The sequence below is a fragment of the Pseudomonas sp. Marseille-QA0332 genome, from assembly GCF_054950175.1.
In genome coordinates, this window is the sequence record NZ_CM143106.1 from 117,847 (window position 1) to 138,955 (window position 21,109).

A 21,109-nucleotide genomic window follows, 5' to 3' on the forward strand; every position below is an offset into this window, starting at 1 on the left:
TTTTCGATTCGCTCCCTTGAAGATACGACCCTGTAGATGAACCACCTTCCCATTGCAAAGAAAGCCCTCATCGCCCAGGCGGAAGCCGTCACCCAGATGGCCAGCCGCCTGGATGACAACTTCCAGAACGCCGTCGAGCTGCTGCTCGGCTGCAAGGGGCGCGCGGTGGTCTGCGGCATGGGCAAGTCGGGCCTGATCGGCAAGAAGATGGTCGCCACCTTCGCCTCCACCGGTACCCCTAGCTTCTTCCTGCACCCGGCCGAGGCGTTCCATGGCGACCTTGGCATGCTCAAGCCGATCGACGTGCTGATCCTGATCAGCTACAGCGGCGAGACCGAAGAGCTGATCAAGCTGATCCCGAGCCTGAAGTCGTTCGGCAACAGGATCATCGCCATGACGGGCAAGGGCACCTCCACCCTGGCCCGGCATGCCGACATCTGGCTGGACATTTCGGTGGAGCGCGAGGTCTGCCCGAACAACCTGGCGCCGACCACCTCGACCCTGGCCACCATGGCCATGGGCGATGCCCTGGCGGTAGCGCTGATCGAGGCCATCGCGTTCAAGCCGATGGATTTCGCCCGCTACCACCCCGGTGGCAGCCTGGGCCGCAAGCTGCTGACCCGGGTGCGCGACGTCATGCACGCACCGGCGCCAGTGGTCGCGCCCGACACTCGCTTTCATGATTGCCTGCTGGTCATGACCCGCAGCCGTCTCGGCCTGGCCCTGGTGCTGGACCAGGACAAGCTGGTCGGCATCGTCACCGATGGCGATCTGCGTCGGGCGTTGCTGGAAGACCAGGGCATCGTCAACTCGCCGGTCTCGGCGTTCATGACCCGCAGCCCGCGCACCATCGACCAGGACGCCCAGCTTGCCGAAGCCGAGGCGTTCATGGTCGAGCACAAGATTCGGGCGCTGGCGGTGACCGGTGACGGCGGCGCGGTGGTCGGAGTGGTCGAGATCTTCGACTGAGCGCGGCTGGTCACGGTCAGGCCGCATCCCCACTGAGGATAGTGCTCGACATCACGGACCCGGCCGGCCCTGAGCGGGTTGGCAATGATGCAGCGGGCGACCTGGCAAACATCCTCGTGCCTGCGCAAGGCCCGGTCGTGGTGCCCGGCTTGTCAGGCATGCCCGGCCCGCGCCCCGGGCTTGCACAGCTGCGCGCTGCTGGATGACTCGAAGACGTGCATCCGGTCGAGGCTGGTCGGGCCTAGTGGGATCAGCCAACGCAGCGAACACCTAGCGAGGCTGCTGGAAGCACGGCCCAACACACCACACCCTCTACTGCACCATTTTCGTCATCACTCGTGCATACCCCGCCGCCGTGCCGAACACCGCGCCCTTGTCCTGGGCCAGCAGGATCGCATCGGCCAGTTCGCGGAATGCGCCATGGCCTCCGGCCGTTTCCAGCACGCCGCTGGCGGCTGCCTTCACGTAATGTGGCGCATCGGCCACTGCATACGACAGGCCGCAGGCGGCAAACGCTGGCAGGTCGATCGAGTCGTCACCAATGCAGGCGGTCTGCCAGGCCTGGACCCCTGCCTCGGCCATCAACTGCGCGCAGGCGGCCTGCTTGTCCTTGACGCCGAACTGGCACAGGCCGACGCCCAGGTCGGCCACGCGCTTGCGCAGCGCCGCCGAGTCGCGACCGGAGAGCACCGCCACCTGCACGCCGTTCTCTTGCAGCAGGCGCATGCCCAGCCCATCACGCACATGGAAGCGCTTGAGGCATTCGCCGCTGGCGTCGTAGAACAGCCCGCCATCGGTGAGCACGCCATCCACATCGGTGATCACCAGGCGGATGTCGCGCAGGGTCGGTTGGGGCGTGGCTGCCTGGCCGCTGATGATCGCCCGGACCTGCTCCAGCCCGCTTGGCGTGTCGACGCCGGGCCCGGTCGGCTCGACCGGGAAGGCGCGGATACGGTAGCCGCCCGCCAGCAGACGCAGCTGCTCGAGCTTCTCGGCCTGTTCGAGCATCGGCTGCGGCAGGCTGGAATAGACCGCGAGCACTGCGCGGCGGTAGGCGTACACCCCGACGTGCTTGAGGTAGCGCGCCGTTTCGCCGTCGCGCGGGTAGGGGATTGGCGAGCGGCTGAAGTACAGGGCGTTGCCGTCGTTGCCCAGAACCACCTTGACGCTGTCGGGGCTGGCCGCTTCCTGGCGGTCGATCGGATGGTAGAGCGTCCCTACGTCCACGCCAGGGTCGGCCAGCATGCCGTCGACCAGCGCTTCGATGTCCGCGGGGCGCACCAGCGGCTCGTCGCCTTGCAGGTTGACGTACAGGTCGGCCTCGACCTTGGCCATGACCTCGACCAGGCGGTCGGTGCCGGATGCATGCGCCGGCGAGGTCATCACGCATTCGCCGCCGAAGCCGCGCACGGCCTGGGCCACGCGCTCGTCATCGGTGGCCACCAGGACCACGTCGACATTGCCCACCTGGCTGGCGCGCTCGTGGACGTGCTGGATCATTGGCTTGCCCGCGATGTCGGCCAGCGGCTTGCCTGGCAGGCGGGTGGAGGCGTAGCGGGCCGGGATGACGATCGCGACCCGTGGCGGAGTGTCTGTCATGTTCGCACCTCGTTCGACGCTGGCTGGTCAGCGAATGTCCAGCGCCGGGAAGGACTTGATCAGGTCGTCCAGCGCTTTGATCTGCGCCAGGAACGGCTCCAGCTTGTCCAGCGGCAAGGCGCTGGGGCCGTCGCACTTGGCCTGGTCGGGGTTCGGGTGCGCCTCGAGGAACAGGCCGGCCAGGCCCACGCCCATGCCAGCGCGGGCCAGTTCGACCACTTGCTCGCGACGGCCACCGGAGGCGGCGCCGGACGGATCGCGCTGCTGCAGGGCGTGGGTCACGTCGAAGATGATCGGCAGGTTGTCGCAGGTGCGCTTCATGACGCCGAAGCCGAGCATGTCCACCACCAGGTTGTCGTAGCCCAGGCAAGTGCCGCGATCGCAGAGGATCAGCTGGTCGTTACCGGCTTCCTTGAACTTGTGCACGATGTTCTGCATCTGCGAGGGGCTGAGGAACTGCGGCTTCTTGATGTTGACCGGCTTGCCGGTCTTGGCCAGCGCGGTCACCAGGTCGGTCTGGCGCGCCAGGAAGGCCGGCAGCTGCAGCACGTCGACCACTTCGGCGACCGGGTCGGCCTGGTGGGTCTCATGGACGTCGGTGATCACCGGTACGCCGAACTCGGCCTTGACCTTCTCGAAGATGCGCAGGCCTTCTTCCAGCCCAGGGCCACGGTAGGAGTGGATCGAAGAGCGGTTGGCCTTGTCGAAGCTGGCCTTGAACACATAGGGAATGCCGAGCTTCTCGGTGACGCGCACGTATTCGGCGCAAGCGGTCAGGGCCAGGTCCAGCGATTCCAGGACATTGACGCCGCCGAACAGGACGAAGGGCAGCTCATTGGCGCATTCGATGGAAGGGGAAACTTTTACCATGGGATCACTTCGCGATAGCAGTCGGTGGCTGGGGGTAGCGCGGGAGTATACCAGTTCGGTGCGCTGGGGCAGGGGCTGGGCGCAGTGGGCTGAGGTGTGTTGCAGGCTGCTGCACAGCCCACCCGATCGCCACGCAACCTGTACAACCCGTTCACCCTGTACAAGAAACCCGGAACTTCTCACCGCTTGCGCCGCTCCATTCCTGTAACGACACAGTTGCGTGTCCAACCAAGGAGAGTCCTCATGAGCGGCACTACCGACAAAGCAAAAGGCCTGGCCAACGAAGCGATCGGCAACGTCAAGCAGGGCGTGGGCAAGGTGACCGACAACGACCGGCTGCGCGCCGAAGGCAAGGCTCAGGAAGTGAAGGGCGAGGGCCAGCAGGTCAAGGGCGACGTGAAGAATGCTGTCGATGACGTCACCAAGAAGCCCTGATCGCTTTCTGTGATGAACACGGCCACTCGTTTGTGGCCGTTTTTCTTTGTCCGTCGGGGAGCAGCAGGTTGTCCCCCGTGGTCTACTAGACTTGTTTGCAGCCACGTAGGCCCCCTGAAGTTGTCGGGCCTGATCCGATGACCGTCGAAACGGCGAAGGAGACGCTATGATTTTTTCCGCCATGCAGGGTCTGCCTGTCCACAAGGTACTGATACGCACCGTCAACGAGTTCCTCAATGACGAGATGTCCACCTACGCCTCGGCACTGGCCTACCAGATGCTGTTCTCGCTGTTCCCTTTCCTGCTGTTCCTGATCGCGCTGATCGGTTTCCTGCACCTGCCGGACTTCTTCTCCTGGCTGCGCCTGCAGGCCGAGCTGGTGCTGCCGGGCCAGGCGCTGGAGCAGGTCAACCCGGTGATCGACCAGTTGCAGGAATCCAAGGGCGGCCTGCTCTCGGTCGGTATCGTCATCGCCCTGTGGACGGCCTCGGCCGGCGTGCGCTTGATGATGAGCGCGATGAATGCCGCCTACGACGTGCCCGAAAGCCGGCCGGTATGGAAGCGTATCCCGCTGTCGATTCTCTATACCGTGGGCTTCGCCTGCATGTTGCTGGCGGTCGCGGCGCTGATGGTGCTCGGGCCGCAGGTGATGGAGTGGATCGCCTCCCAGGTGGGGCTGGGCGACTTCATCGTGACGCTCTGGACCATCCTGCGCTGGCCGGTGATCGTCATCCTGATGATGGTGGCCGTGGCGCTGATGTACTACGTCATGCCGGACGTGCAGCAGAAGTTTCGCTTCATCACGCCAGGCTCGGTGCTGGCGGTGGTGGTGTGGATCGTCGCCTCGCTGGGCTTCGGCTTCTATGTTTCCAACTTCGCCGACTACAACGCCATGTATGGCAGCATCGGGACCATCATCGTGCTGCTGCTGTACTTCTACATTTCTTCGGCGGTGCTGCTGCTGGGCGCGGAAATGAACGCGGTGATCGAGCACATGTCGGCCGAGGGCAAGGACAAGGGCGAGAAGGACATGGACGGCAACCAGCCAGCCGAGCCGACCTCCGTGCTGGGCAAGGACAAACCGTCCGCCCCTGACGTCCAGCCCCAAGGGTCGGGCAGCCGATGATCCGGGAAATCCTCAGGATGGGCGACGAGCGCCTGCTGCGCATCGCCCAGCCGATACCGCAACACCTGGTCGGCAGCGCCGAGCTGCGCCAGTTGGTCGACGACATGTTCGAAACCATGGCGCACGTCGGCGGGGTCGGGCTGGCAGCGCCGCAGATCGGTGTCGACCTGCAGTTGGTGATCTTCGGTTTCGAGCGCAGCGAGCGCTACCCGGATGCCGAACCCGTGCCGCGCACCATCCTGCTCAATCCGCTGATCGAGCCGATGGGCAGCGAGCTGGAGGAAGGCTGGGAAGGCTGTCTGTCAGTGCCCGGCCTGCGCGGGGTGGTGCCACGCTATCGACATATCCGCTATGAAGGCATCGACCCCGAAGGAAACCCCATCAACCGCTTCGCCGACGGCTTCCACGCGCGCGTGGTGCAGCACGAATGCGATCACCTGATCGGTCGGTTGTATCCCTCGCGAGTGCGCGATTTCAGCAAGTTCGGCTACACCGAGGTGCTGTTTCCAGGGCTCGAGGCCAGCGCCGACTGAGCACGAACCAGCGCTACCAGGCGCTTTGCGCGCTGGTAGCGGGCCAGGCGATCGGCGAGCCTCCGTGGCAGCTCCCTGGCCTCGACGAAGGCCAGGCGCTGGTAGAACGGCAGCAGGTCAGGGTGGCAGAACAGCCAGGTCGGGCCAGGCGCGGCCACCAGTGAGGCGTTCACCAACCGCGATGCCACCTGCCTGTGCCGCCAGGCCGGGGCAACCAGCAAGCCGGTCAGCCATTGCCCTTCGGCCACTGGCGTGAGCGTCAGGCCGGCGACGATTTCGCTGGCCCGCGCCACCCACGGCTGGCCGTCGCCGGTAGTGCGCATGCGCGAGCCCTGTCGACGGTAGAAATGGTCGAGCAGACGGCGCTCGGGGCCGAGCAAGGGGCTGCAATGGAACATGGGCATGGACACGTTTTCGATGAATGAATGACCACTGGCTTTTCGATTGATCGCCAGCAGCAGTCGAGCGCAGTTGCGATTGTACGCCGGCCGGCATGGCCAATCTCTGCCTGACGGGCTGTCACTGCATCGGCATGGGCGTAGAATCTCTGCATCCCCCGCTGTAACCCTGAAGAGGGATCGGTACTTCGTGTCATCCATTCGATGACAACTTCTCCGCGCTATCTGGCCTATGAAGTTTCGATCAGCGAGTCTTGCGTGCAAGGTGCATCCGACATGAAAACCTTATCGAGCCTGGCATTGGCCAGCATTTCTTCCATGGCGCTTGCCGGGCAGGCCAGCCCTCCGGTGACCCAGCCGGTGGCCCAGCAGTATGAGTATGGTACCCGCCTGGATATCAAGCGCGTCATCAGCCTGTCCGACATTCCCCCAGTGTGTGAGGTGGTGCCGGCGACCATGACCTATGAAGATCACCAGGGAAAGGTGCATGTGATCGAGTATCGGGTGATGGGACAAGGCTGTAGCCAGGGCTGAGCTGGCGAGTCGCCGCGTGTCGGCTTCGATTGCAGGGCTGCAGGGCGGCCCTGCAATCGAAGCGAACTCAGCCCATGAAGGGCTCACATCGACAGCGGATTCTGGAACAATGGGCGCGATACCGCCAACCCGCACTCCAGAGCCTCCCATGCCTTTCTCGAATGGATTCCTCCTCAGCCTGTCCCTGTGCCTTGATATCGGCGTCGCCAACATCGCCATGATCACCCTCGCCATGCAACGGGGTTTCCTCCAGGGCTTCTGGCTTGGCTTCGGAACCTGCATGGGCGACCTCATCTATGCCCTGGCGGCCTTGGCTGGCATGACCGTGCTGCTGCAGTTCGAATCGGTGCGCTGGGCCTTGTGGCTCGGCGGCTCGGCGCTGTTGGTGTGGTTCGCCATCAAGATGCTGCTGGCAGCCTGGCGCGGCGGTCAGCTGCAAGCCCGCGCGGACGTCGTGGTCGAGCCGGCCTGGCGCGAGTTCCTGCGTGGGGTGTTCCTGGCCATGTCCTCGCCAAGCGCGATCCTCTGGTTCGCCGCTGTCGGTGGCGTGCTGATCTCCCGCTCCGCGGACGGCGGCGCGCTCGATGCAGGGTTGTTCCTTGCCGGGTTCTTCGCGGCCGGGCTGGTCTGGACCACGGGGCTGTGCGGGATCGCCAGCCATGGCGGGCGCTTGCTGGGGGATCGGCTGCTGACCTGGTCATACCTGCTGTCGGCAGCCATCTTCTGCTACTTCGCGGTCTATGTGATCACTTCCGGCTATCGCGAATTCATGCTGGCGCCGGCTGCGCTGTAGGACGCTTCGCGCACCAGCGCAACGCGGCTTATCGCCAATCGCACTGGCCGACCTGACGGGCGAGGGCATGCAAGGCCCGCCCCTGGTCTATCGTGACCAAGGGCTGCGCTAGGCTTTGTACGAAAAGTGCCTGCGCGGCGATCGGGCTACGTTGCAAACAGCTCGGAATGCTCGTTTACAACCAGTAAACGGCGCTTGCTCGCCTGTTTTCGCCTGGCCTGATCGCCGCTCGACGACTTTTCGTACAAAGCCTACAGCCTGCCTGGAATCCGAACGTCATCCGTCTCTGGAGCACGACCACATGAGCCTTGCACTCGCAGGCCAGGGAGTGGCGCTACATGAACTGTCGGTCAGTCGGCTGATCGATGCCCCGCCCAACAAGGTGTTCCGCGCCTGGACCGAGCCACGATGGCTGATGCAGTGGTGGGGACCGCATGGCATGACCACGCCCGAATGCGAGTTGCAACTGTGGGTCGGTGGGCTGCTGCGCCTGCGGATGCGCGCCCCCGACGGGTCCGAGCATGTCAGCCAGGGCCTGTTCCTGGACATCACGGCGCCGCGTCGGCTGGTGTTCACCGACGCCTTCGGGCCAGGCTGGGTGCCGTCGAACAGGGCCTTCGTGACCACCGTGGCCTGCTTCGACGACGAACACGGCAGGACCCGGCACACCGCTCGCGCCTGGCACTGGAGCGCCGCCGACTGCCGTACCCACGAGCAGATGGGCTTCCACCAAGGTTGGGGCGAAAGCTTCGACCGCCTGGTGGAGGTAGTGACCCAGCGCATGCCCGACTGAGCGCTGGCGCTGGTTCATCCGGCCTGAGGCGCTCGATTAGCCGGCGACGAAGTTCGGCGGGCTGACCAGCTCGACCGTCTGCTGCTTGCGTGGCGCGAGAATCTGCGCCTCGCCCTCGACCACCAGCTCGTCGTTCTGGTTGTACACGTTGGTGGCGATGCGAACCTTGAACTTGGGCAGCTTCTCGAGGATTTCCAGGCGCACGGTGAGGGTGTCGCCGATCTTCACCGGCTTCTGGAAGCTCATGGTCTGGCCCAGATAGATGGTGCCGGGGCCGGGCAAGGTGCAGGCCACCGCCGCGCTGATCAGCGCACCGCTGAACATGCCGTGGGCGATGCGCTCCTTGAACATGCTCCGGGCGGCGAATTCCGGGTCCAGGTGTACCGGGTTGTGGTCACCGGACATCGCGGCGAACAACTGGATGTCGCGCTCTTCCACGGACTTGCTGTAGCTGGCGGTCTGGCCGACTTCGAGTGCTTCGTAGGGCGTGTTGGTGACCTGGGTCATCTTGGCTTCCTGTAGGAGGGCTGACGAGGCGCCTGTGGCCCGGCGCGGGCTGGGCCACAGGTGTCTCGCTGGGTCAGCCGATGATAGCGGCAAGGCACGGTTGCCGCTTGGCTGGGTGTGCTCGGTGAGACGTTCGGTGCAATGAGTTGCATCACATTTGCCGGCCACGGCCATGGACAAGGGAGTTGCGCGGGGTTCTGCAGGCATTAAAGGAATTCAAGATGTTGATGGCGGTTCTGGCGTGGGGTGGAGCTGCTAACGTCCGGTTTGTGCTGATGGGGCGGCGTCGCGGGCTATCCCGGTCGTGAGATGTGCACGGCTGGCGTAGGCGCGGCCCTGGTGGCCGCGATGGGTCGCAAGGCGGCTCCCGGACGGCCACCACCCACCACGCGCAGACACCCCGGACCACCCAGAGGACAACAATAAATGCACGCCGACTTCTGGAACGACAAACGCCCCGAAGGCGTCCCGCCCACCATCGACCTCACCCGCCACGCCTCGGTCGTCGAGGTCTTCGAACGCGCCTGCCGGCGTTTCGCCGACCGCCCGGCCTACAGCAACCTCGGCGTGACGCTCACCTACGCCGATCTCGACCGTCACAGCGCCGCCTTCGCCGCCTGGCTGCAACGGCATACCCAGCTCCAGCCCGGCGATCGCATCGCCGTGCAGATGCCCAACGTCCTGCAATACCCGATCGCCGTGTTCGGCGCCATGCGTGCCGGGCTGGTGGTGGTCAATACCAATCCGCTGTACACCGAGCGCGAAATGCGCCACCAGTTCACCGACGCCGGGGTGCGCGCGCTGGTCTACCTGAACCTGTTCGGCAACCGTGTGCAGGCCGTGCTGCCGGACACCGACATCGAGTACCTGATCGAGGCACGCATGGGCGACCTGCTGCCGGCCGCCAAGGGCTGGCTGGTCAATACCGTGGTCGACAAGCTGAAGAAGATGGTTCCGCGCTACCACCTGCCGCAGGCGGTGTCGATGCGCCAGGTGCTGCGCCAGGGCAAGGGGCTCGAGCCACGGCCGGTACCGCTGGGGCTGGATGATCTCGCCGTGCTGCAGTACACCGGTGGCACCACGGGCCTGGCCAAGGGCGCGATGCTGTCCCACGGCAACCTGGTCGCCAACATGCTGCAGGTGCTCGCCTGCCTGCGCCAGCGTGGTGCCGATGGCCAGGTGCTGGTCAAGGAGGGCGAGGAGGTGATGATCGCGCCGTTGCCGCTGTACCACATCTATGCCTTCACCGCGAACTGCATGTGCATGCTGGTGACCGGCAACCACAACGTGCTGATCACCAACCCTCGGGACATCCCGGCGTTCATCAAGGAGCTGGGCAAATGGCGCTTCTCCGCGCTGGTCGGGCTCAATACCCTGTTCGTCGCGCTGATGGATCATCCAGGCTTCGCCCGCCTGGATTTCTCCGCGTTGAAGATCACCAACTCCGGCGGCACCGCGCTGGTCAAGGCCACCGCCGAACGCTGGGAAAACCTCACCGGCTGCCGCATCGTCGAAGGCTACGGCCTGACCGAGACCTCACCGGTGGCCAGCACCAACCCCTACGGCCGGCAGGCGCGCCTGGGCACGGTCGGGGTGCCGGTACCGGGCACTGCGTTCAAGGTCATCGACGAGACGGGGCAGGAGCTGCCGCTGGGCCAGGCTGGCGAACTGTGCATCCAGGGGCCGCAGGTCATGCAGGGCTACTGGCGCCAGCCCGAGGCCACGGCCCAGGCACTGGACGAGCAGGGCTGGCTGAAGACCGGCGATATCGCGGTGATCGACCCGGACGGCTTCACCCGGATCGTCGATCGCAAGAAGGACATGATCATCGTCTCTGGTTTCAACGTCTATCCCAACGAGATCGAAGAGGTGCTCATGACCCATCCGCAGGTGGCCAGTTGCGCCGCCATCGGCGTCCCCGACGAGCGCTCCGGCGAGGCGGTCAGGCTGTTCGTGGTGCCGCGCCAGGCGGGTCTTCGCGTCGAGGAGCTGGAGGCGTTCTGCCGGGCCAACCTGGCCGCCTACAAGGTACCCAGGCAGATCGTCCTGCGCGATGCGCTGCCAATGACCCCGGTGGGCAAGATCCTGCGCCGTGAGTTGCGGGACATGGCGGTCTGAACCGCCAGGTGACGGTGTGCCGGCCGCCGCAGCTCGGGGCGTGCTGGCAGGCCGTAGCGAAGGCTTCATGACGGAAACGTTAATTTATTCTTTTGGTGACTGAATCGGTGTAAATGGTCACTTTCGTGACTTTACAGCCCCTCCTTGAGCTAGGCGCCTCCTGGCAAAGCTGCTACTCTCGGCGCGCTTCTGGATGAACCGGTCGTCGAGCGATCCGTCATCCCATATCTATAACAATCGCATCGATGCGATGCAGAACTCGCGGTGCTAAAGGAGTGGGCTTTCCATGATCGACCATTTTTGGAAGGACAAGTACCCGGCCGGGGTACCGGCGCAAATCGATCCGGACGAGTTCCCCAATATCCTGGCGGTGCTCAGGCAGTCCTGCGAGCGTTTCGCCGACAAGCCGGCGTTCAGTAACCTGGGCAAGACCCTCACCTACGGTGAGCTGTACAGCTTGTCCGGTGCCTTCGCCGCCTGGCTGCAACACCACACCGACCTGGAGCCCGGCGACCGTATCGCCGTGCAGCTGCCCAACGTCCTGCAGTATCCGGTGGCCGTGTTCGGCGCCATGCGCGCCGGCCTGATCGTGGTCAATACCAACCCGCTGTACACCGCGCGCGAGCTGGAGCACCAATTCAAGGACTCCGGCGCCAAGGCCCTGGTCTGCCTGGCCAACATGGCCCACCTGGCGGAAAAGGTCGTGCCGCGCACCGAGGTCCGCCACGTCATCGTCACCGAAGTGGCCGACCTGCTGCCGCCGCTCAAGCGCCTGCTGGTCAACAGCGTGGTCAAGTACGTCAAGAAGATGGTCCCGGCCTATCATCTGCCCCAGGCCGTGCGCTTCAACGATGCGCTGGCCAAGGGCAAGGGTCAGGCGCTGGCCGAGCCCAACCCGCAGCCCGACGATGTCGCCGTGCTGCAGTACACGGGCGGCACCACCGGCGTCGCCAAGGGCGCCATGCTGACCCACCGCAACCTGGTGGCCAACATGTTGCAGTGCCGGGCGCTGATGGGCGCCAATCTCAAGGAAGGCTGCGAAATCCTCATCACGCCGCTGCCGCTCTACCATATCTACGCCTTCACCTTCCACTGCATGGCCATGATGCTGATCGGCAACCATAACGTGCTGATCACCAACCCGCGTGACCTGCCAGCGATGGTCAAGGAGCTGGCGAAGTGGAAGTTCAGCGGCTTCGTCGGGCTCAATACCCTGTTCGTGGCGCTGTGCAACAACGATGCCTTCCGCGCCCTGGATTTCTCGGCGCTGAAGATCACCCTGTCCGGCGGCATGGCCTTGCAGCTCAGCGTGGCCGAGCGCTGGAAGGCCGTGACCGGTTGCGCCATCTGCGAAGGCTACGGCATGACCGAGACCAGCCCGGTGGCCGCGGTGAACCCGGCCCAGGCCAACCAGATCGGCACCATCGGCATCCCGGTGCCGTCCACCTTGTGCAAGGTGATCGACGACGGTGGCCGCGAGCTGCCGTTCGGCGAGGTCGGCGAGCTGTGCGTGAAGGGCCCGCAGGTGATGAAGGGCTACTGGCGCCGCGAGGAAGCCACCGCCGAGATCCTCGACAGCGAAGGCTGGCTCAAGACCGGCGATATCGCGCTGATCCAGCCCGACGGCTACATGCGCATCGTCGACCGCAAGAAGGACATGATCCTGGTGTCGGGCTTCAACGTGTACCCCAACGAACTGGAAGATGTCCTCGCCAGCCTGCCGGGCGTGCTGCAATGCGCGGCCATCGGCGTGCCGGACGAGAAGTCCGGCGAGGTGATCAAGATGTTCGTGGTGGTCAAGCCAGGCATGACCCTGACCAGGGAACAGGTGGTCGAGCACATGCGCGCCAACGTCACCGGCTACAAGGTACCCCGGCAGGTCGAGTTCCGCGATGCGCTGCCGACCACCAACGTCGGCAAGATCCTGCGCCGCGAGCTGCGCGACGAAGAGCTGAAGAAGCAGGGCTTGAAGAAGGCGGGGTGAGCTGGGTGTAGGACCGGCCGCGGTGGGCCGCAAAGCGGCCCCCGGAATCCCGCAAACCAGCCGAGCATCCCAGTGCGCACCTGTTCACGACCCTGTCGCTTGCCAGACCTGAGGGCGCTGCGCGTCCTATCGCGGCCGGTCCGGCACCCCGGCGGCGGCCGCTCCCGCGGCTCACACAGCGTCCCGGCGATCCACCGCCCCATGCCGCCCACCGCGCAAATCTGCGACAATCCACATCTCAACGCCGATCATCATCACGCAGGGCCCCCTGCGCCACGCGAGCCTCATGACAGACCACGCCATAGACCAGCTGCTGAAGAACCTCGACCACGCCATGATTGCCGACCGCCATCGCCTGCGGCGGCAGCTTCACGACTTGCGCAAGCGTCCCGACGAGGCGCGCCTGGCGCAATGGGTGGAAAAAGTCCAGGCTTCCTGCGCCCAGGTCGTTGCTCGTCAGGCCAGCGTGCCGCAGGTGCGCTACGACGACAGCCTGCCGATCGCCGCCAAGCGTGACGAAATCAAGAAGGCCCTGGCCGCACACCAGGTGCTGGTGATCGCTGGCGAGACCGGTTCGGGCAAGACCACCCAGCTGCCGAAGATCTGCCTGGAACTGGGTCGCGGCAGCCATGGCCTGATCGCCCATACCCAGCCCCGGCGGATCGCCGCGCGCAGCGTCGCCGCCCGGGTGGCCGAAGAGCTGGGCACGCCCCTGGGCGCGCTGGTCGGCTACCAGGTGCGCTTCGAGGACCAGAGCGACGCCAATACCCTGGTCAAGCTGATGACCGACGGTATCCTGCTGGCCGAGACCCAGCACGATCGTTTCCTCGAGCGCTACGACACCATCATCGTCGACGAGGCCCACGAGCGCAGCCTGAACATCGACTTCCTGCTCGGCTACCTCAAGACCTTGCTGCCACGCCGGCCGGACCTGAAGCTGATCATCACCTCGGCGACCATCGACCTGGAACGTTTCTCCAAGCACTTCGATGGCGCGCCGATCATCGAGGTGTCCGGTCGTACCTTTCCGGTCGAGACCTGGTACCGCCCGCTGACCAGCGAGCAGGACGAGGAGGGCAATCGACTCGAGGACGATCTGACCGTCGACCAGGCGATCCTCGCCACCCTCGACGAGATCGCCGAGCATGAGCGCCACGAGCGCAAGGGGCCGGGCGATGTGCTGGTATTCCTGCCCGGCGAGCGCGAGATCCGCGACGCGGCCGAGCTGCTGCGCAAGGCGCAGCTGCGGCATACCGAGATCCTGCCGCTGTACGCACGGCTGTCGCCGGCCGAGCAGCAGCGCATCTTCCAGTCCCACGCCGGGCGCCGCGTGGTGCTGGCGACCAACGTCGCCGAAACCTCGCTGACGGTGCCGGGCATTCGCTACGTGATCGACACCGGCACCGCGCGCATCAGCCGCTACAGCTACCGCGCCAAGGTCCAGCGGCTGCCCATCGAAGCCATTTCCCAGGCCAGCGCCAACCAGCGCAAGGGCCGCTGCGGGCGGGTCGAGCCGGGTATCTGCGTGCGCCTGTACAGCGAGGAAGACTTCAATGCCAGGCCGGCCTTCACCGATCCGGAAATCCTGCGCACCAACCTGGCGGCGGTGATCCTGCAGATGTTGCACCTGCGCCTGGGTGCCATCGATGCCTTCCCGTTCATCGAGCCGCCGGATGGCAAGGCCATCAGCGACGGGTTCAACCTGCTGCAGGAACTTTCGGCGGTCAATCGCGAGAACCAGCTGACCCCGCTGGGTCGCCAGCTGGCGCGCCTGCCGATCGACCCTCGGCTCGGTCGTATGCTGCTCGAAGGCGCACGCCAGGGCAGCCTGCAGGAAGTGCTGATCGTCGCCAGCGCGCTGTCGGTGCAGGACCCCCGCGAACGACCGCCAGAGCGCCAGCAGGCCGCCGACCAGGCCCACGCCCAATGGAAGGATGGCGACTCCGATTTCGCCGCGCTGGTCAGCCTCTGGCGTGGCTTCGAGGAACAGCGCCAGGCCTTGACCGCCAACCCGCTGCGCAGCTGGTGCCGGAAGAATTTTCTCAACTACCTGCGCCTGCGCGAGTGGCGCGATGCCCACCGCCAGCTGGCACTGATCTGCCGCGACCTGCAACTGACGGCCAACAAGGAGCCGGCCGACTACCCGCGCCTGCACAAGGCGATCCTCAGCGGCCTGCTCAGCCAGATCGGCCACAAGACCGAGGATGGCGACTACCAGGGCGCGCGCCAGCGCCGCTTCTGGGTGCACCCCTCATCCGGGCTGGGTCGCAAGCGTCCGCAGTGGCTGATGGCCGCCGAACTGGTCGAGACCACCAAGCTCTATGCGCGCATGGTCGCCAAGATCGAGCCTGACTGGATCGAGCCGCTGGCCATGCACCTGATCAAGAAGAACCATTTCGAGCCACACTGGGAGAAGAAGCGCGGCCAGGTGGTCGCCTACGAGCAGATCACGCTGTACGGGTTGATCCTGGTCGGTCGGCGCCCGGTGCATTTCGGTCCCATCGATCCGCAGGTGTCCCGCGAGCTGTTCATCCGCGACGGCCTGGTCGGCGGGCAGATCCAGTCGCGGGCCAAGTGCCTGGCAGCCAACAAGCGCTTGCTCGAGCAGCTCGACGAGCTCGAGGCCAAGGCCCGCCGCCGGGACATCCTGGCCGACGAGGAAACCCTCTATGCCTTCTACGAGGCGCGCCTGCCGCAGGAGATCCACCAGACCGCGACCTTCGACAGCTGGTACCGGGGCAACAGCCAGAAGGACCCGAACCTGCTGATCATGCGCGAAGAGGACGTGCTGGCCCGCCAGGCCAGCGAAGTGACCGCCGCGCAGTACCCCGACGCGCTGCAAGTCGGCGAGCTGCGGCTGCCCTTGAGCTACCACTTCGAGCCTGGCCATCCGCGTGATGGCGTCACCGTGCGAGTGCCGGCGCCATTGCTGCCGAGCCTGCCGGGCGAGCGCCTGGAGTGGCTGGTGCCGGGGCTGCTCGAGGCCAAGTGCATCGCCCTGGTGCGCAACCTGCCCAAGGCCCTGCGCAAGAACTTCGTGCCGGTGCCGGACTTCGTCCGCGCGGCGCTGGCGCGCCTGGCGTTCGGCCAGGGCGCCTTGCCCCAGGCGCTGGGCCAGGAACTGCTGCGCATGACCGGCGTGCGGGTCGCTGACGAAGCCTGGGCTGAAGCCGCCGGGCTGGTGGAAGGGCACCTGCGGATGAACATCGAGGTGGTCGACGGCCAGGGCAAGTTCCTTGGCGAAGGGCGTGACCTGGCCGAGCTGACCGCGCGCTTCGCCGCCGCCAGCCAGGCCGCGCTGGCCATGCCGCGCAACGAGAAAGCCGAGCAGCCGGTACAGGCCAAGGCGTTCGCCGAGGTGGCGCAGACCGCCCAGCAGAAGATCGCCGGCCTGTCGATGACCGTCTACCCGGCGCTGGTGGAAGACCACGGCGCGGTGCGCGAAGGGCGCTTCTCGACCCAGGCCGAAGCCGAGTTCCAGCACCGCCGCGCCTTGCAGCGGTTGTTGCTGCAGCAGTTGGCCGAGCCGGCCAAGTTCCTGCGTGGCAAGTTGCCAGGGCTGACCGAGCTGGGCCTGCTGTACCGCGACATGGGGAGGGTCGATGCGCTGGTCGAGGACATCCTGCTGGCCAGCCTCGACAGCTGCATCCTCGAAGGCGAGGCATCGTTGCCACGCGACGGCGCCGGCCTGGCTTCGCTGGCCGAGCGCAAGCGTGGCAGCTGGGCCGAGCATGCCGAGCGCCTGGCGCGCCAGACCCTGGAAGTGCTCAAGCTGTGGCATGGCTTGCAGAAGCGGTTCAAGGGCCGGATCGACCTGAGTCATGCGGTGTCGCTCAATGACATCAAGCAGCAGCTGGCCCATCTGGTCTACCCTGGCTTCGTCCGCCAGACCCCTGGCGTGTGGTTCAAGGAACTGCCGCGTTACCTCAAGGCCATCGAGTTGCGCCTGGAAAAGCTGGGCGCACAGGTGCAGAAGGATCGGGTCTGGAGTGTCGAGCTGGGCAACCTGTGGGCCCAGTACCAGGCCCGCGTCGACAAGCACGCCCAGGAAGGCAAGCGCGACGAGCAGCTGAGCTTGTACCGCTGGCTGCTCGAAGAGTACCGGGTGTCGTTGTTCGCCCAGCAGCTGGGCACCAAGGTGCCGGTTTCCGACAAGCGCCTGAGCAAGCAGTGGAGCCAGGTAGAGGCGTGAAGCCGGGGCGTTTTGTGGCACACTTGGGCACACTCGATCCTGGACGATGAGGGTATGACAGGTGCTGCCGCAGGGCGGCAAGACCTGCCTGCGACGGCAGGAGGCTTCGATGCCGTGCATCCTGGCGCGGCACGTCCAGAAATTGGTACTAAAGTGCCACCAACCATTCCATCGCAGGCCGGTCATCCAAGCGTGGCCGGCCCTAGAACAAGAGGAACGACTGTGCACGACGTCGTGATCAGCGGCACCGGTCTCTACACGCCACCCCAGAGCATCAGCAACGAAGAGCTGGTGACTTCGTTCAACACCTGGGTGCATCAGTACAACAGCGCGCATGCCGAGGCCATCGGGCGTGGCGAAATGTCCGCCATGGCCGAGTCGAGCGCCGCCTTCATCGAGAAGGCGTCGGGGATCAGAAGCCGCTTCGTGATGGACAAGGCCGGCATTCTCGACCCGCAGCGCATGCGCCCGCGCCTGCCCGAGCGTGGCAACGACGAGCCGTCGATCCTCTGCCAAATGGCGGTGGCCGCCGCGCGCCAGGCCCTCGAGCGGGCCGGTCGCAGCGCCGCCGATGTCGACGCGGTGATCGTCGCCTGTTCCAACCTGCAGCGTCCGTACCCGGCCATCGCCATCGAAGTGCAGCAGGCCCTGGGCATCCAGGGCTTCGGCTTCGACATGAACGTGGCATGCTCCTCGGCCACCTTCGGCATCCAGACCGCGGCCAACAGCGTGCAGCTTGGCCAGGCCCGCGCGGTGCTGGTGGTCAACCCGGAGATCTGCACTGGGCACCTGAACTTCCGTGATCGCGACAGCCACTTCATCTTTGGCGATGCGGCCACCGCCGTGCTGCTGGAAAGGGCCGACCAGGCCAGCTCCTCGCATGGCTTCGAGATCCTCGGGACCAAGCTGCTGACGCAGTTCTCCAACAACATCCGCAACAACTTCGGCTTTCTCAACCGCGCCGAGGATGGCGCCCTGGCCGAGGAAAAACTGTTCGTCCAAGAAGGCCGCAAGGTGTTCCGCGAAGTCTGCCCGATGGTCGCCGAACTGATCGGCAGGCATCTGGCCGAGCTGCAGCTGGAACCAGGCGACATCCAGCGGTTCTGGCTGCACCAGGCCAACCTCAGCATGAACCAGCTGATCGTCAGGAAGCTGCTCGGCCGCGAGGCGAGCGAGGCCGAGGCGCCGGTGATCCTCGACCGGTACGCCAACACCAGCTCGGCTGGGTCGGTGATCGCCTTCCACCTGCATCAGGATGATCTGCAGCCGGGGGCACTGGGGGTGTTGAGTTCGTTCGGGGCGGGGTATTCGATCGGCAGCGTGGTGCTGCGCAAGCGGTAAAGGCCTGCCAGGGCGCAGCCCTGGCGCTCGAAAGGGCGGGTTGCCGTGGGGCGTTCGCAACCACACCCCGCCCACGTGGTCCCTAAGACCTGGCTCGTCTGATACTCATCGATGGCTGATTTCATGGGCCTTGCAGGCCCAATCGCGGCACAGGGGCCGCTCCTACAGGAGACCGCGAGCGGCCCCTGTGCCGCGATTGGGCCCGCAGGGCCCGCAAAATCAGCAACGCCGATCCACGCCCAGCGTCACGCCAGGCCGACACCCGTTCGCCCCGTTCGGTGATCGCCCTGCACCTGTACCAGAAGGACCAGGCGCCGGAAGCGTTAGGGACCATGCCATCCCGGCTCACAACCACACCGCGTCCCAATGCGAATAAGCGCCCACCCGGTCCACCAATCCTGCCCTTAGCGGGTTGGCCACGATATAGCGCGCGGCGGTACGCACGTCGTCCCGACGACGCAGCGCCCGGTCGTGATAACCCGCCTGCCACACCCGCCCGGTCGCCAGCCCAGCCTTGAGCAACGCCGCACTGCTGCAGGATTTGAAGCCATGCACCACACGCTCGAGCCTGGACGATTCCAGCTGGAGGAGCCAGTGCAGGTGATCGGGCATCAAGACCCAGGCCAGGGTGTCGAATTCGCCGGGGCGCGTTTGTACGTGTCGGATGACGGTTCTGGCAGCCTTGAGCTGTTGAAACAGCGGTGCCCGCCGATGGGTGACGGTGGTGACGAGGTAAATGCGGCCAGGCTCTGAAAACCGGCCGCGACGTAGTCGATGGGATGCGGGGTAGTGCATGCGCAGCCTCCTTGGCAGGGTATGGGTCAGGAAGCTTAGAAGGCAGGGAGGTGAGGGTAGGCGTGATTGTTTTACCGATCGTTGCTCGGGTGTGCTATGGCATGTTTTCTGAGGCTGAAGCGTCCGCCTGATACTCATCGATGGCCGATTTCATGGGCCTTGCAGGCCCAATCGCGGCACAGGGGCCGCTCCTACAGGAGACCGCGATGACCGGTGTGGGAGCGGCCCCTGCGCCGCGATTGGGCCTGCAAGGCCCACAAAATCAGCCTCACCAGGCACCGTCAGCAATAGCCGATACTACAGCGGTGTCACTACGGCCGTAGGAGCGGCCCCCGTGCCGCGATTGGGCCCGCAGGGCCCACAAAATCAGCCCCACCGACCCGCGCCCAGGCACCGTCAGCAATAGCCGATACTACAGCGGTGTCACTACGGCTGTAGGAGCGGCCCCCGTGCCGCGATTGGGCCCGCAGGGCCCACAAATCAGCCCCACCGACCCACGCCCAGGCACCGTCAGCAATAGCCGATACTACAGCGGTGTCACTACGGCCGTAGGAGCGGCCCCCGTGCCGCGATTGGGCCCGCAGGGCCCACAAATCAGCCATCCCGATCCATGTCCAATACGTCACCCGCACAGCGCAAAAGGCAGACGCCTAAAGACGTCTGCCTCGACCTCACGCCGGCTTCAGGTCACGCTTAGAACTTCGCCTCCAGATCCACCTGCACCGTGTCCACGTTCGCATCGTTGCGCGGCAGGTTCGAGCGGTCCGACTTGGCCGCCAGGTACGCCGCGGCCACCGAGAAGTTCTTGTCGATCTCGTAACCGACCTTGATCTTGTGCCCGCGCGAACCGGTGAAGCCGTTGGCGAAGTCGGAGTCGGTGAAGGCGCTGACCACCGCGTTGCGCTGCACGTCGCGGTAGTTGTAGTCGATGCCGAAGGCGCCGAGCTTGGTCTTCACGCCCGCCAGCCAGGCGGTGTCCTCGCTGTCGTCGGCCTCGGTGTTGACCACGTACTGGCCATACGCCGAAAGCGGAATGGCCAGGCCGGTGAAGTCCAGCTGGCCGAAGCCTTCGACCAGGTTGAACTCGTTGGTGGTGTTGCCGTTGACCAGCAGCGGGGCGGAGGACTCGTCGTTGTCGTAGCCGTAGACACTGGCGCCCAGGGTCATCTTCAGCGTGTCGGCCGGCGCGAAGCGCGCGCCCAGCTGGCCTGCGTACAGTTGCAGGTCGTGCTTGAACTGCACGCCGTCGCCGTCGACGTTGTCCTTGAGCATGTAGTGACCGGCGCTGCCGAACAGCTCGACACCGCCCAGGTCGGTCTTGTAGGTCGCGACCACGCCTTCGGGGTTGACGTCGCTGTCCCAGATCACGTCGCCCATGCTCACCCACGGCTGGGGCATCTTGCCGCCGATCAGGTGCAGGTTGGGAATGGCGGTCGGGTGCCAGTCGAGGTAGGCCAGGTCGACCCACAGCGATTTCTTCTCGAAGTAGTTGTCCAGGCTCTGGTTGGTGGAGCGGGCGTCGGCGCCGCTGCCGGTGGCCACGCGGATGCCGGCATCGACCTGCGGGTTGATCTCGCTGTACACGCCGACCCGGGCACGCACGCGCTCGCGGTCCTGGTTGCCGCTGCCCGACACCGGGTTGTCGACGTTGACATCTTCGTAGCGCAGGCGGACATCGCCCTTGATCTGGGTCTTGGCGGCCCATGCCACTTTCTGTTCAAACGAGCTCAGGCGTTCGGATTGAGCCTTCTGGACGGCTTTCTCCTGGGTTTCCTTGGCCAGGTCAGCCTGCAGTTCGTTGTACTGCGCCTGGTTGATGGAACCGTTGGCGCGAAGCATTTCGAGCAGCTTGGCGTCGACGGCCGCACTGGCCGGAGCACTCAGAGCCAGCATCATGCCGGTGCACAGGCTCGCTCCGGTTAGTGTAGAAACAAGACGCATAAGGTTCTCCCTGTTGAAAAAGTGGGGAGGCTGGCGCCCGCCCCCGAGTTGGCATGCCTTCCGAAAGTGCCTGAATAGACAGGTTCTGGGGTTCCGGAAAACAGGCGCAAGTATTGCGGGGGCCAATGACAGATTGATGTCGATTTGATGTCGCTGCGATGAAGTCCGGCATGGACGATTT

17 protein-coding genes are annotated in these 21,109 nt (G+C 65.4%); 11 read left to right on the forward strand and 6 right to left on the reverse strand.

From position 1 onward, the window contains the following. Nucleotides 1–36 precede the first annotated feature (36 nt). Entirely contained in the window at nt 37–969 is a 933-nt protein-coding gene (locus ACY8GK_RS00480; RefSeq protein ID WP_196179709.1) for a KpsF/GutQ family sugar-phosphate isomerase, read from the forward strand. A gap of 312 nt (nt 970–1,281) precedes the next feature. Here the strand turns inward: ACY8GK_RS00480 and kdsB are convergent, their stop codons facing one another. Continuing rightward, nucleotides 1,282–2,568: a 3-deoxy-manno-octulosonate cytidylyltransferase gene (gene kdsB / locus ACY8GK_RS00485; RefSeq protein WP_462402007.1), complete on the reverse strand. Its 1,287-nt coding sequence runs from the start codon at nt 2,566–2,568 to the stop codon at nt 1,282–1,284. A gap of 27 nt (nt 2,569–2,595) precedes the next feature. Further along, a complete protein-coding gene (kdsA, locus tag ACY8GK_RS00490) occupies nt 2,596–3,438 on the reverse strand; it encodes a 3-deoxy-8-phosphooctulonate synthase (RefSeq protein WP_196179713.1) in 843 nt (280 codons plus the stop codon). Between the two features lie 243 nt (nt 3,439–3,681). Here kdsA and ACY8GK_RS00495 point away from each other — a divergent pair, with 243 nt between their 5' ends. From ACY8GK_RS00495 to def, 3 genes are all read left to right on the forward strand, one after another. Continuing rightward, nucleotides 3,682–3,873, forward strand: coding sequence for a CsbD family protein (locus tag ACY8GK_RS00495; protein WP_196179715.1), 192 nt, complete (start codon nt 3,682–3,684; stop codon nt 3,871–3,873). 166 nt (nt 3,874–4,039) lie between these two features. Next, nucleotides 4,040–4,999 carry a YihY/virulence factor BrkB family protein gene (locus ACY8GK_RS00500; RefSeq protein ID WP_462402008.1) on the forward strand — a complete coding sequence of 320 codons (960 nt, stop codon included), beginning with the start codon at nt 4,040–4,042 and terminating at the stop codon, nt 4,997–4,999. After that, on the forward strand, nt 4,996–5,532 hold the full coding sequence (gene def / locus ACY8GK_RS00505; RefSeq protein ID WP_196179720.1) for a peptide deformylase: 537 nt from the start codon (nt 4,996–4,998) through the stop codon (nt 5,530–5,532). Before ACY8GK_RS00500 ends, def begins: the two co-directional genes overlap by 4 nt. On the opposite strand, the gene ACY8GK_RS00510 is transcribed toward def, so the two are convergent. Further along, nucleotides 5,487–5,936 (reverse strand): GNAT family N-acetyltransferase, encoded by a 450-nt coding sequence (locus tag ACY8GK_RS00510; RefSeq protein WP_462402009.1) that lies wholly within the window; start codon nt 5,934–5,936, stop codon nt 5,487–5,489. The genes def and ACY8GK_RS00510 overlap by 46 nt on opposite strands. 270 nt (nt 5,937–6,206) lie before the next feature. Between ACY8GK_RS00510 and ACY8GK_RS00515 the strand changes: the two genes are divergently transcribed. The 3 genes from ACY8GK_RS00515 (at nt 6,207) to ACY8GK_RS00525 (ending at nt 8,050) form a co-directional block, all read left to right on the forward strand. Continuing rightward, a complete protein-coding gene (locus ACY8GK_RS00515) occupies nt 6,207–6,464 on the forward strand; it encodes a DUF2790 domain-containing protein (protein ID WP_196179723.1) in 258 nt (85 codons plus the stop codon). 148 nt (nt 6,465–6,612) lie between these two features. Beyond that, on the forward strand, nt 6,613–7,257 hold the full coding sequence (locus tag ACY8GK_RS00520) for a LysE family translocator (protein WP_462402010.1): 645 nt from the start codon (nt 6,613–6,615) through the stop codon (nt 7,255–7,257). Between the two features lie 301 nt (nt 7,258–7,558). After that, complete coding sequence (locus ACY8GK_RS00525; protein ID WP_196179726.1) at nt 7,559–8,050, forward strand: SRPBCC family protein; 492 nt, start codon at nt 7,559–7,561, stop codon at nt 8,048–8,050. 36 nt (nt 8,051–8,086) lie between these two features. Here ACY8GK_RS00525 and ACY8GK_RS00530 read toward each other — a convergent pair whose 3' ends face one another. Further along, the gene (locus ACY8GK_RS00530) at nt 8,087–8,557 is read right to left on the reverse strand and encodes a MaoC family dehydratase (protein WP_196179728.1); all 471 of its coding nucleotides are present in this window, start codon (nt 8,555–8,557) and stop codon (nt 8,087–8,089) included. Between the two features lie 426 nt (nt 8,558–8,983). Between ACY8GK_RS00530 and fadD2 the strand changes: the two genes are divergently transcribed. The 4 genes from fadD2 to ACY8GK_RS00550 all read left to right on the forward strand — a co-directional run bounded on the left by fadD2 (nt 8,984) and on the right by ACY8GK_RS00550 (nt 18,192). Next, nucleotides 8,984–10,675 carry a long-chain-fatty-acid--CoA ligase FadD2 gene (gene fadD2 / locus ACY8GK_RS00535; RefSeq protein ID WP_462402011.1) on the forward strand — a complete coding sequence of 564 codons (1,692 nt, stop codon included), beginning with the start codon at nt 8,984–8,986 and terminating at the stop codon, nt 10,673–10,675. 286 nt (nt 10,676–10,961) lie between these two features. Continuing rightward, entirely contained in the window at nt 10,962–12,659 is a 1,698-nt protein-coding gene (fadD1, locus tag ACY8GK_RS00540) for a long-chain-fatty-acid--CoA ligase FadD1 (protein ID WP_462402012.1), read from the forward strand. A 286-nt stretch (nt 12,660–12,945) separates the two neighbouring features. Beyond that, nucleotides 12,946–16,851: an ATP-dependent RNA helicase HrpA gene (gene hrpA, locus ACY8GK_RS00545; protein ID WP_196180207.1), complete on the forward strand. Its 3,906-nt coding sequence runs from the start codon at nt 12,946–12,948 to the stop codon at nt 16,849–16,851. A 222-nt stretch (nt 16,852–17,073) separates the two neighbouring features. After that, a complete protein-coding gene (locus tag ACY8GK_RS00550; protein WP_196180209.1) occupies nt 17,074–18,192 on the forward strand; it encodes a beta-ketoacyl-ACP synthase III in 1,119 nt (372 codons plus the stop codon). 345 nt (nt 18,193–18,537) lie between these two features. On the opposite strand, the gene ACY8GK_RS00555 is transcribed toward ACY8GK_RS00550, so the two are convergent. After that, complete coding sequence (locus ACY8GK_RS00555) at nt 18,538–18,987, reverse strand: REP-associated tyrosine transposase (RefSeq protein ID WP_196180211.1); 450 nt, start codon at nt 18,985–18,987, stop codon at nt 18,538–18,540. A 693-nt stretch (nt 18,988–19,680) separates the two neighbouring features. Then, the gene (locus ACY8GK_RS00560; protein ID WP_462402013.1) at nt 19,681–20,928 is read right to left on the reverse strand and encodes a putative porin; all 1,248 of its coding nucleotides are present in this window, start codon (nt 20,926–20,928) and stop codon (nt 19,681–19,683) included. Nucleotides 20,929–21,109: the final 181 nt, after the last annotated feature.

Excerpts from the sequence above, each read along its gene's own strand:
- ACY8GK_RS00555 (WP_196180211.1), bottom strand. The coding sequence starts at position 18,987 with ATGCACTACCCCGCATCCCATCGACTACGTCGCGGCCGGTTTTCAGAG.
- ACY8GK_RS00530 (WP_196179728.1), bottom strand. The coding sequence starts at position 8,557 with ATGACCCAGGTCACCAACACGCCCTACGAAGCACTCGAAGTCGGCCAG.
- ACY8GK_RS00560 (WP_462402013.1), bottom strand. The coding sequence starts at position 20,928 with ATGCGTCTTGTTTCTACACTAACCGGAGCGAGCCTGTGCACCGGCATG.
- ACY8GK_RS00510 (WP_462402009.1), bottom strand. The coding sequence starts at position 5,936 with ATGCCCATGTTCCATTGCAGCCCCTTGCTCGGCCCCGAGCGCCGTCTG.
- fadD1 (WP_462402012.1), top strand. The coding sequence starts at position 10,962 with ATGATCGACCATTTTTGGAAGGACAAGTACCCGGCCGGGGTACCGGCG.
- fadD2 (WP_462402011.1), top strand. The coding sequence starts at position 8,984 with ATGCACGCCGACTTCTGGAACGACAAACGCCCCGAAGGCGTCCCGCCC.
- def (WP_196179720.1), top strand. The coding sequence starts at position 4,996 with ATGATCCGGGAAATCCTCAGGATGGGCGACGAGCGCCTGCTGCGCATC.
- ACY8GK_RS00500 (WP_462402008.1), top strand. The coding sequence starts at position 4,040 with ATGATTTTTTCCGCCATGCAGGGTCTGCCTGTCCACAAGGTACTGATA.
- ACY8GK_RS00495 (WP_196179715.1), top strand. The coding sequence starts at position 3,682 with ATGAGCGGCACTACCGACAAAGCAAAAGGCCTGGCCAACGAAGCGATC.
- ACY8GK_RS00515 (WP_196179723.1), top strand. The coding sequence starts at position 6,207 with ATGAAAACCTTATCGAGCCTGGCATTGGCCAGCATTTCTTCCATGGCG.
- kdsA (WP_196179713.1), bottom strand. The coding sequence starts at position 3,438 with ATGGTAAAAGTTTCCCCTTCCATCGAATGCGCCAATGAGCTGCCCTTC.
- ACY8GK_RS00480 (WP_196179709.1), top strand. The coding sequence starts at position 37 with ATGAACCACCTTCCCATTGCAAAGAAAGCCCTCATCGCCCAGGCGGAA.
- ACY8GK_RS00520 (WP_462402010.1), top strand. The coding sequence starts at position 6,613 with ATGCCTTTCTCGAATGGATTCCTCCTCAGCCTGTCCCTGTGCCTTGAT.
- ACY8GK_RS00525 (WP_196179726.1), top strand. The coding sequence starts at position 7,559 with ATGAGCCTTGCACTCGCAGGCCAGGGAGTGGCGCTACATGAACTGTCG.
- hrpA (WP_196180207.1), top strand. The coding sequence starts at position 12,946 with ATGACAGACCACGCCATAGACCAGCTGCTGAAGAACCTCGACCACGCC.
- kdsB (WP_462402007.1), bottom strand. The coding sequence starts at position 2,568 with ATGACAGACACTCCGCCACGGGTCGCGATCGTCATCCCGGCCCGCTAC.